At 73.2% G+C, this 9142-nt stretch carries 9 protein-coding genes, 6 tRNA genes and 1 pseudogene; 7 read left to right on the top strand and 9 right to left on the bottom strand.

Annotated elements, in window-relative coordinates:
• Nucleotides 1-863, bottom strand: an 863-nt coding sequence (locus AE652_RS27425; RefSeq protein WP_049656204.1) for a serine/threonine-protein kinase, incomplete at its 3' end; no start/stop codon positions are given.
• 406 nt (nucleotides 864-1269) lie between these two features.
• Here AE652_RS27425 and AE652_RS27420 point away from each other — a divergent pair.
• On the top strand, nucleotides 1270-1470 hold the full coding sequence (locus tag AE652_RS27420) for a hypothetical protein (RefSeq protein ID WP_049656200.1): 201 nt from the start codon (nucleotides 1270-1272) through the stop codon (nucleotides 1468-1470).
• Between the two features lie 302 nt (nucleotides 1471-1772).
• Here the strand turns inward: AE652_RS27420 and AE652_RS27415 are convergent.
• From AE652_RS27415 to AE652_RS27400, 4 genes are all read right to left on the bottom strand, one after another.
• A tRNA-Val gene (locus tag AE652_RS27415) sits at nucleotides 1773-1844 on the bottom strand.
• 43 nt (nucleotides 1845-1887) lie between these two features.
• Nucleotides 1888-1959 (bottom strand) — tRNA-Val (locus AE652_RS27410).
• A 34-nt stretch (nucleotides 1960-1993) separates the two neighbouring features.
• A tRNA-Cys gene (locus tag AE652_RS27405) sits at nucleotides 1994-2067 on the bottom strand.
• 40 nt (nucleotides 2068-2107) lie between these two features.
• Nucleotides 2108-2180: transfer RNA gene (locus AE652_RS27400), tRNA-Gly, on the bottom strand.
• 321 nt (nucleotides 2181-2501) lie between these two features.
• Between AE652_RS27400 and AE652_RS27395 the strand changes: the two genes are divergently transcribed.
• The 3 genes from AE652_RS27395 to AE652_RS27385 all read left to right on the top strand — a co-directional run bounded on the left by AE652_RS27395 (nucleotide 2502) and on the right by AE652_RS27385 (nucleotide 5358).
• On the top strand, nucleotides 2502-3587 hold the full coding sequence (locus AE652_RS27395) for a chorismate-binding protein (protein ID WP_049656197.1): 1086 nt from the start codon (nucleotides 2502-2504) through the stop codon (nucleotides 3585-3587).
• A 27-nt stretch (nucleotides 3588-3614) separates the two neighbouring features.
• On the top strand, nucleotides 3615-4445 hold the full coding sequence (locus AE652_RS27390; protein WP_049656195.1) for an aminotransferase class IV: 831 nt from the start codon (nucleotides 3615-3617) through the stop codon (nucleotides 4443-4445).
• Nucleotides 4446-4509: 64 nt separating this feature from the next.
• Nucleotides 4510-5358 (top strand): GNAT family N-acetyltransferase, encoded by an 849-nt coding sequence (locus AE652_RS27385; RefSeq protein WP_049656193.1) that lies wholly within the window; start codon nucleotides 4510-4512, stop codon nucleotides 5356-5358.
• Between the two features lie 12 nt (nucleotides 5359-5370).
• Here AE652_RS27385 and AE652_RS27380 read toward each other — a convergent pair whose 3' ends face one another.
• The gene (locus AE652_RS27380; protein ID WP_049656191.1) at nucleotides 5371-5871 is read right to left on the bottom strand and encodes a DsbA family protein; all 501 of its coding nucleotides are present in this window, start codon (nucleotides 5869-5871) and stop codon (nucleotides 5371-5373) included.
• 110 nt (nucleotides 5872-5981) lie between these two features.
• On the opposite strand from AE652_RS27380, the gene AE652_RS27375 reads away from it, so the two are divergent.
• Nucleotides 5982-6446 (top strand): hypothetical protein, encoded by a 465-nt coding sequence (locus tag AE652_RS27375; RefSeq protein WP_049656189.1) that lies wholly within the window; start codon nucleotides 5982-5984, stop codon nucleotides 6444-6446.
• Nucleotides 6447-6496: 50 nt separating this feature from the next.
• Here AE652_RS27375 and AE652_RS27370 read toward each other — a convergent pair whose 3' ends face one another.
• Nucleotides 6497-7066 carry a CGNR zinc finger domain-containing protein gene (locus AE652_RS27370; RefSeq protein WP_049656188.1) on the bottom strand — a complete coding sequence of 190 codons (570 nt, stop codon included), beginning with the start codon at nucleotides 7064-7066 and terminating at the stop codon, nucleotides 6497-6499.
• A gap of 416 nt (nucleotides 7067-7482) precedes the next feature.
• A complete protein-coding gene (locus AE652_RS27365) occupies nucleotides 7483-7896 on the bottom strand; it encodes an SsgA family sporulation/cell division regulator (RefSeq protein ID WP_030056266.1) in 414 nt (137 codons plus the stop codon).
• Nucleotides 7897-8511: 615 nt separating this feature from the next.
• On the opposite strand from AE652_RS27365, the gene AE652_RS27360 reads away from it, so the two are divergent.
• Nucleotides 8512-8583, top strand: a tRNA-Val gene (locus AE652_RS27360).
• A gap of 209 nt (nucleotides 8584-8792) precedes the next feature.
• Nucleotides 8793-8864, top strand: a tRNA-Val gene (locus AE652_RS27355).
• Nucleotides 8865-8945: 81 nt separating this feature from the next.
• Here the strand turns inward: AE652_RS27355 and AE652_RS27350 are convergent.
• A pseudogene (locus AE652_RS27350) lies at nucleotides 8946-9142 on the bottom strand (3'-5' exonuclease); the annotation flags it as partial.

Genomic DNA, 9142 nt, shown 5'->3' with positions numbered 1-9142 from the left:
CCGGCTCGCGCCGCGCGGGTGGTGCCGGAGGCCCCGGCCGCCGTCCCGCGCGCGGCCAGTTCGCTGAGCCGCTCGTGCAGCGCGGCGGCCCCGGGCCGTTCGGCGGGTTCCTTGGCCAGGCAGGCCCGGATCAGCGGCGCCAGTTGCGGCGGTACGGCGGCGAGGTCGGGCTCCTCGTGGACGACCCGGTACAGCATCACTTCGGAGGAGGCCCCGGAGCCGAACGGGGTGTCCCCGGTGAGCGCGTAGGCGAGGGTGGCCCCGAAGGCGAAGACGTCGGTGGCGGGGGTGACGGCGGCCCCGCGCACCTGCTCGGGCGCGAGGAAGCCGGGGGAGCCGACGGCGGTGCCGACGTGGGTGAGGGTGCTGGCGCCGCGCGACCACGCGATGCCGAAGTCGATGATCCGCGGGCCCCGGGGCGAGAGCAGGATGTTGGAGGGCTTGAGGTCCCGATGGACCACTCCGGCCTCGTGCACCTTGACCAGTCCGTCGGCCAGCGCGGCCCCGATCCGGGCCGCCTCGGGCCAGTTCAGCGGTCCTTCGTCGCCGACCCGCTTGTACAGCGAGGGCCCGGGGACGTACGCGGTGGCGAGCCAGGGCCGTTCGGTCTCGATGTCCGAGCCGACCACGCGCGCGGTGCAGCCGCCCCGGATCCGGGAGGCGGCGGCGATCTCGCGGGCGAAGCGGGTGCGGAACTCCTGGTCCTCGGCGAGTTCGGCGCGGATCAGCTTGAGGGCGACGCGCTGCCCGCGGCGGTCGGAGCCGAGGTAGACCACGCCCATGCCGCCGGCGCCCAGTCGCCGGTGCAGGCGGTACGGCCCGACGATGCGGGGGTCCTCACGCCTCAGCCGCATCATCGCCATGTTTCGTTCCCCGTCAGCCGGTGGGTGAGGCCCCGTCGGTTGGGCCATCGTCAGTTTCTGTCTGGCACAGCTTACGGACTGCCCGCTGCGGTGTGCTGATACGCAACACCCGTAGCCACCGTGCGATTGTCGGATCTTGCGCTGACCTGCAGGTCACAGGGCCGTCGGAGGGCCTCTCGGGGTTGCCCCTCAGGGTTCCCCCGGGGGTCGGATGAGCCCGCTGTCCCCCTGCGGTAGTAGGCCTCAAGTCCGATCGTCATCCTCCGGGACGTCCGAGGAACAGTACGACGGCATGACGCCCGGAGGGGCCCCCGACCAATAGCGTTGTGCTCAGCGGTGGACGGGGAGCTCGTCCCCCGAGGTAAGCCGTCCACCGCGCCAACTCGACCGGATCAGGAGCCAGGACATGCCACCGCAGCTCACGGGAACCCCCCGCCGCCGTCGGCAGGCCTCCCTCCGGACGGGGTCCGCCGAGCAGCCCACGCGGCACCCCGCCGTGGCGTTGGCCATGGCCCTGCCGTGCGCCGTGCTGCTGGTGCTGCTCTTCGGAGGGTGGGAGCAGATGGCGAACCAGGCCCAGGCCGTCGCCGATCTGATCGCCCGCTGAGCAGGGGAAAGAAGGACACCGGCTCCGAGGCCGGTCGAAGACGGGCACCGAACCCCTGGGGACGGGGAGCGGTGCCGCCGGGGAGGCCGCGGCCGCGATGACACGCGGACGGGCGTGGGCGGTGCGCAGAGCGCCCCGGCAGGCGGAGACGCCGCGTACGGACGTCGGTGAGGGCGTCCGTACGCGGCTCTTCTCTTTTCCCGGCGCTTCCCCGCCGGAGGCCCGGCTCCCGGAACCACCCGAACGGGACGACAAAAGGCCGGGGCCGCGACCCTTACGGATCGCGGCCCCGGCCGTTAACGTGCGCGATACTGGGATTGAACCAGTGACCCCTACCGTGTCAAGGTAGTGCTCTCCCGCTGAGCTAATCGCGCCTGTGCGGCGGTGTTGCAGCAGACCCCGGAAGGCCCGTTAACGTGCGCGATACTGGGATTGAACCAGTGACCCCTACCGTGTCAAGGTAGTGCTCTCCCGCTGAGCTAATCGCGCGGGGAGGCCTCCCGGAAGAACCGGGAGGACCTCTTGGAGGTGGAGACGGGATTTGAACCCGTGTACACGGCTTTGCAGGCCGTTGCCTCGCCTCTCGGCCACTCCACCAGGCAACACATGAAGAACGATCTTACACTGTTCTCCATCGAGCGGACGACGAGATTCGAACTCGCGACCCTCACCTTGGCAAGGTGATGCTCTACCAACTGAGCCACGTCCGCCTGTCTCCCGGGGGGCTTCACCGCTTTTCTTCGGCTGCGCTCCCTGGCGACGTGTTGAACTCTAGCGGATTCCCGGGCCAGCTAAAAATCCGTTCCCGCAGCATGCCGAGGGGATGGCCGGCGAGTGCCGTCCCGTCAGCCCTCCCGGCCGACCACCGGCCACCACCTGCGCCGCTCCCGGACGATCATCCGCAGGCCACCCGGCGCACACCCGCACGACGCACGCGACTGCTCGTACGCGGGGGCGCGAGCCGGGCCGGGCCCACGCCCCCCGACCTACACTTCAGACACCGCCCCCCAGCACCACCGCGCAGGAGAACCGTGTCCGGCCACCCCGCCCCCCGCACCCCGCTCGCCCGCTTCGGCGGCCGCCTCGCCACCGGACTGCGCGACGTCACCTCGGACCCGGCCGCCCTGGACTCCGCCGGCTACTGGGCCGTCGCCTACGACTTCGAGGGCCGCCTCACCTGCGCCCGCTTCGACGAGGTCCGCCCCGCCCCCGCCCCGCCCTCCGGCGCCGGCTGGCGCGGACCGGAAGCCGGCGGCTGGCACAGCTCCCTCGACCGCGCCGCCTACACCGCGGGCGTCCGCCGCATCCGCGAGCACATAGCCGCCGGCGAGGTCTACCAGGCCAACCTCTGCCGGGTGCTCTCCGCACCACTGCCCGACCCGGACCGCAGCGACGTCGACGCCCTCACCGGCCTCCTCGCCCACGGCAACCCCGCCCCCTACGCCGGCACCATCCGCCTGCCCGACCACGGCGTCGAGATCGCCACCGCCTCGCCCGAGCTCTACCTGCGCCGCACCGGCCGCACCGTCTCCTCCGGCCCGATCAAGGGCACCGGCCGCACCGAGGACGACCTCCTCGACAAGGACCACGCCGAGAACGTGATGATCGTCGACCTGGTCCGCAACGACCTCGGCCGGGTCTGCGGGACCGGCACCGTCACCGTCCCCGACCTCTGCGCCGTCGAGAAGCACCCCGGCCTGGTCCACCTCGTCTCCACCGTCGAGGGCACCCTGCGCGAGGGCGCCGGCTGGCCCGAACTCCTCGCCGCCACCTTCCCGCCCGGCTCCGTCACCGGCGCCCCCAAGTCCAGCGCCCTGCGGATCATCGACGCCCTGGAGACCGCCCCCCGCGGCCCGTACTGCGGCGCCGTCGGCTGGGTCGACGCCGACCGCGGCGAGGCCGAACTCGCCGTCGGCATCCGCACCTTCTGGATCGACCGGACGGACCCCGCCGCACCCGTCCTGCGCTTCGGCACCGGCGCCGGCATCACCTGGGGCTCCGACCCCGAACGCGAATGGGCCGAAACCGAACTGAAGGCAGCCCGCCTGGTCGCGATAGCGTCGGGCGGCGAACCCGGTGGCGAGTCCGGCAGCGGATCCGACCCGACCGGGGCCTGAGCCCCCACCGCCTAGGAGCAGCACCCGATGCACAACCGCACCACGAGCTGGGTCAACGGGGCCCTCGTCGACTCCGCCGACGCGACCGTCTCGGTCCTCGACCACGGCCTCACCACCGGCGACGGCGTCTTCGAGACCCTGAAGACGGTCGACGGCCGGGCATTCGCGGTCACCCGCCACCTCGACCGGCTCACCCGCTCCGCCCGCGGCCTCGGCCTGGCCGACCCCGACCACGACCTGGTCCGCGAGGCCTGCGACCAGGTCCTCGCCGCCAACCCCGCACCGCTCGGCCGGCTGCGCATCACCTACACCGGCGGCAACGGCCCGCTCAGCTCCGAGCGCGGCACCACCGGCCCCACCCTGGTCGTCGCCCTCAGCGCGATCGGCCACCGCCCCGACGAGACCGCCGTCGCCGTCGTCCCCTGGCGCCGCAACGAGCACAGCGCCGTCGCCGGCCTCAAGACCACCTCGTACGCCGAGAACGTCGTCGCCCTGGCCGCCGCCCACCGCGCCGGCGCCTCCGAGGCCCTGTTCGCCAACACCGCCGGCCTGCTCTGCGAGGGCACCGGCTCCAACGTCTTCGTGGTCCTCGGCGGCCGCCTGCTCACCCCCGCCCTCGCCTCCGGCTGCCTGGCCGGCATCACCCGGCGGCTCGTCATCGACTGGTGCGGTGCCGAGGAGGCCGACCTCCCGCTCACCGACCTCCAGGACGCCGAGGAGGTCTTCCTGACCTCCACCACCCGCGACGTCCAGGCCGTCACCCGGGTCGACGACCGCGAACTGCCCGGCATCGGCCCCGTCACCGCCAAGGCCATGGCCGTCTTCGCCGAGCGCAGCGGCGACGACCTCGACCCGTGATCCCCGGCCGGGGAGCAGGCCGACCGCGTGGATAACCTCCCCCGCAACGGGAAGGGACCACCACATGACCACCACGCTGCGCCCCGAGGGCCCGGAGACACCCACCGCGGCCGGCGGCCGCACCAGACGCTGGCTGATCCTCTCGAACGGCCGCCCGGTCGGCGCGGTGCGCACCACCGCCGACCCGCAGGGCGGTCAACTCTTCGGGAGAATATCCGAGTTGGAAGTCACCGAGGGCCGCGGCCGGGGCCGCGGCACCTTCGGCGGGCTGGCCGCCGAGGAGGTGCTGCGCACCTGGGGCTGCACCCGGGTCGACGTCGCCGTCCCGGAGTCGGCCGCGGCGGCCCGGGGGCTCGCCGCGACCCTCGGCTACACCGAGCGGGCCCTGGCCATGTCCAAGCCGCTGGTCGACGTCCCCGAGCTGCCCGCCGGGCTGAGCGCGCGCCCCTTCGACGACCCGGCCGAACTCCGGGCCTGGTACGAGGAGTCCGCGGACGACTACGTCCGCATGATGGTCGGTTCCGGACTCACCGAGGAACAGGCCCGCGCCCGCATGGCCGCCGGGCCGCAGAGCCCGCCCACGCCGGACCCGGAGGCCCCCGGCATGGTCGTGCGCCGCCTGTACGGCGCCGACGGCGGGGAGGGCCCGTACGGCCTGCTCTGGCTGCAGCCGCGCCTGCGCGACCAGCCGGACGGCGAACCGCTCGCCTGGGTGATGAAGGTCGAGGTGTCCCCGGCCCATCAGGGCCAGGGACACGGACGCACACTGATGCTGCTCGCCGAACGCGAGTGCCTGGCCGCCGGGGTGCGGCACCTCGGCCTCAACGTCTTCGCCGGCAACGAGGTCGCCATCCGGCTCTACACCTCGCTCGGCTACCGGGTCACCGAGCGCGTCTACGGCAAGCAGCTGTGACCGGTCGTGCGGTCAGGAGGACTTCGCCGCCTCGAGGACGGCCACGATCCGCTCGCGCAGCCCGTCCTGGCTCTGCCCGCCGTCGAGGCGCTTCCCGCCGATCACGTACGTCGGCGTGCCCGTGACCCCGATCGCCTTGCCCTCGGCCTGGTCGGCGTCGACGGTCAGCATGTGCCGGCCGTCGACCAGCGCGGTGTCGACCTCCTCGACGTCGGCCCCGACCTCCCGGGCCACCTCCAGCAGCACCTGCTGCCCGCGCGCGTCCAGCTCCGCGGTGCGGGCCAGCAGGGCCTCCACGAAGGGCCAGCCCAGCCCCTGCGCGAACGCCTCCTCGGCCGCCTCCGCGGCGGCGTAGGCGTGCTTGTGCTTCTGCAGCGGGAAGTGCCGCACCTCCAGCGGCAGCGCGTCGCCGTACTGCGCGCGCAGCGCCCGTACGTCGTCCAGCGCGGTGTGGCAGTCCGGGCACTGGAGGTCGCACCAGAACTCGAGGCGGGGGAGGGAACCATCGATCATTCCCTCAGTGTTCCACTAGTGGGCGCCCGCTCCGGCCGGAGGTGCGCCCGAGGGCGGACCGAGAGGAAGGCACCGATGACCAGGACGACCGGACACGAAGGAGCGGTTTCGTGCTGAGCGCGGCGATCAGCTTCATCCTCACGGCGGGCGGAGCGGCCTTCGCGGGGCTGCGGGCCTACCGGCGGCGCTTCCTGTCGGCGACCCGCTGGTTCGCGGTGGCCCTGCTGCCCGCCGGGCTCTACCTCACCGGCCTGTTCCCGCTGGCGAGCACGATCGCCCGGGAGTTCGCCGACTGGGCGACCAGGCTGGTCTTCGACCCGCGGGTCTGGACCGGCATCGCCCTGCTCGGCGTCTCCGCGGTCCTGCTGGTCACCACCCGCTGGGTGGGCCGCCGGGGCGGTACGGCGGTGGAGAGCACCCCGGAGCGCCCGGCCGCGGCCGGCCCGGCGCCCGAGCGCCCGGCGGTGGCGGCGCCGGCCCCCAAGGCCGCGAAGAAGCCGGCCGCGGGCAAGCGGGAGGACGGCCTCGGCGACTTCGCCGACATCGAGGAGATCCTCCGCAAGCGCGGGATCTGAGCGGGACGGGTGGATCCGGCGGACCGGGCGGACCGAGCGGACCCGGGCGGTCAGGCGGAGGGAACGGCCTCCGCCGACCGCTGCCGCGCCCGGTAGGCGGCGACGTGCAGCCGGTTGCCGCAGGTACGGCTGTCGCAGTAGCGCCGCGAGCGGTTCCGGGAGAGGTCCACGAAGACCCGCGCGCAGTCCGGCGCCTCGCAGCGGCGCAGCCGCTCCCGCTCGCCCGCCATGAGGATGAAGGCCAGCGCCATGCCCAGCTCGGCCGCCAGGTGGTCGCCGAGCGCGGCGTGCGGCGCGAAGTAGTGGATGTGCCAGTCGTGGCCGTCGTGGTTGGTCAGCCGGGGCGTCGTCCCGGCGGCCGCGACCATCGAGTTGACCAGCTCGGCGGCCTCCGCGGTGGACTCCGTCGCGAACACCTCGCGCAGCCGGGTGCGCAGCTCGTGCACCCGCCGCAGGTCGTCCTCGGTCAGCGAGTCGATCTCGCTGATCTCCTGGCGGACCACGAAGGCGTCCAGTGCGGCGACGTCCGGCAGTCGCTCGGCGCCGCACACCTCGGGCGCGGTGTTGAGCAGCTCCACGAGGAGGCTCAGCGCGCACTCGGTGTCATGGGTGATCAGCACGTTGGGGGCTCCTCGCGCAGGGGGACTCCGATACCCCGCGTCCGCGGTTACCCCAGACCATACCGGGCCTCGTACCGGTAGGGCGGTGCCTTCTTTCGAAGATGTGTGCGCAGTCCGGCAAGGCGTCCGAAACCGGACACCGCCCGGCCGGACGGCCCCCGGGGCACCGTCCGTAGGGCCGCCGGAAGACGTCGGCGCCCGGCACCGAGGCCGGCCACCCGTGAGGATGACCGGCCTCGGTGCCGGGCGCCTGCGGTGCTGGGGCCCGCTCCGGGGGGAGCGGGACCGCCTCACCGGCCCCGAGACCGCGTCGTGCGCGGCTGAGTCCGCTGCCGTGCCCCCGAGTAGGACGGCTGCGATGGCGGCAGGCGGTATGGCCCCGCCGACAGCGGGGCGTGACCGCCCTCCGGACGGGGTCAGCTTTCGGCGAGGATGTGGGACAGCTCCCGGTCGAGGTCGAAGTGACGGTGTTCGGTGCCGGGGGGCACCGCGGCGTCCGTCCGCTTGAGGAACGACTCAAGCGCTCGGGCCGGGGCCTCCAGCAGGGCTTCTCCTTCCGGAGAGCTCAGTGCGATGCAGACCACCCCTTGCCCGTGACTGCGGGACGGCCACACCCGGACGTCGCCGGTACCGGTGGGTCGGTGCAGCCCCTCCGCGAGGAGATCTCGGGCGAACACCCACTCCACGGTCTCGTCGGCGCCCGTGTGGAACGTGGCGTGCACGGCGTAGGGGTCGGCGGTGTCATAGCGCAGGCCCGCGGGGACGGGCAGTGAGGACTCGCTGGACACGATGAGGCGCAGGTGCAGCTCGCAGCTGACCGTGGTGTTCATAAGCGCCATGGCCTTTCGCTCAGTGTGCGCTCGGGGAATCGCACGTCGGCGAACGGACCATCCCACCCCCAAGACCGATGTAAACCCCTCTGTCCCGATTCGGGCGCGAGTCGTACCCCTTACGGCGCATTGCGGAATCGCCCCGCAGCGGCCGGGCCGGGCATTACCCGGGCGCTACTTGGTTAGTTTCCTGGCATGACTGTGCGAAACGACAAGAGGCGCGGGAACACGGGAACGGGTGAAGCGGCTGTGGCGGTTGACGCAGTCGTCGACGGCGGACGGGCGACCGGTTGACGGGCCCCGGCCGGCGTCCGCCGCACCCGGTCCGGCGGGTGGTGATCTCCCTGGCCGGCCCCGCGGGGGTGCGCTCGGACCGGTCGCGCCGCCGCCCGGCTGGTGATCTTCCTGGGTGCGGGGGCCCGACCGACCGGGCCCGGCCCCGCACCGGATCCGCCGCGAGGTCACCGAGGCCGTCCGGCGGGCCGTGACCCGCGGGTGCGCCGCCGCGAACCGGGGCGGCCGGACGGGAGCCCAGGGGGCGACCGGGAGCGGGGTCGCGGGCGGGGAGGGTGGTCGGAGCACCCTCCGGGATGCGGTAATGTTTTCTCTGCACCCGGGCGATTAGCTCAGCGGGAGAGCACTTCGTTCACACCGAAGGGGTCACTGGTTCGATCCCAGTATCGCCCACCGGAATGCACAGTGATACGTGAGGCCCAGCCGATTATCGGCTGGGCCTCACGTGTATTTCCGGAATCCGCCCGAAGAGCCGTCGGTAATCGCCTGAGGCACAGTCATCTTCCGCGTGGGGCGCGAGTTCTGCGGAGGTGTCGGCAGTACCCGGAACGGGCGAGTTGTACGACCGGCCCCGAATGGTGCTACAGTTCTTCTCGTTGCCCGGGCGATTAGCTCAGCGGGAGAGCACTTCGTTCACACCGAAGGGGTCACTGGTTCGATCCCAGTATCGCCCACCCGGACAGCATGCAGGCCCTGACCAGGAAACAGGTCAGGGCCTGCGGCGCGTTCGGGCCCGGGATACCGGGGCCGCCCGTCTACGCCGCCGCCTCGCAGCCGTGCTCCGGCTCCAGCCGGCGCCCGCAGCCGCACCGGGCCGGCCGCAGCGGCCAGGACAGGTCCACCCGCTCCGCCTTCCCCGAGCGGTCGAACCAGTTCTGCAGCCCCCGCGCCTGCGCCGCGTGCCAGACCGCCTGCCGCAGGTGCAGCTCCGCCGCCGACAGCCCGCCCAGCG

The sequence above is a fragment of the Kitasatospora sp. MY 5-36 genome (assembly GCF_001182915.1).
In the GTDB taxonomy this organism is placed as follows: domain Bacteria; phylum Actinomycetota; class Actinomycetes; order Streptomycetales; family Streptomycetaceae; genus Kitasatospora.
Note: the sequence above shows the minus strand (reverse complement) of the source record. Positions and strands in the feature narration are given on the sequence as shown.

What these genes read in the sequence shown, in the direction of transcription:
- AE652_RS27420 (WP_049656200.1), top strand. Translation starts at nt 1,270, where the DNA reads ATGCCACCGCAGCTCACGGGAACCCCCCGCCGCCGTCGGCAGGCCTCC.
- AE652_RS27390 (WP_049656195.1), top strand. Translation starts at nt 3,615, where the DNA reads ATGCACAACCGCACCACGAGCTGGGTCAACGGGGCCCTCGTCGACTCC.
- AE652_RS27385 (WP_049656193.1), top strand. Translation starts at nt 4,510, where the DNA reads ATGACCACCACGCTGCGCCCCGAGGGCCCGGAGACACCCACCGCGGCC.
- AE652_RS27380 (WP_049656191.1), bottom strand. Translation starts at nt 5,871, where the DNA reads ATGATCGATGGTTCCCTCCCCCGCCTCGAGTTCTGGTGCGACCTCCAG.
- AE652_RS27365 (WP_030056266.1), bottom strand. Translation starts at nt 7,896, where the DNA reads ATGAACACCACGGTCAGCTGCGAGCTGCACCTGCGCCTCATCGTGTCC.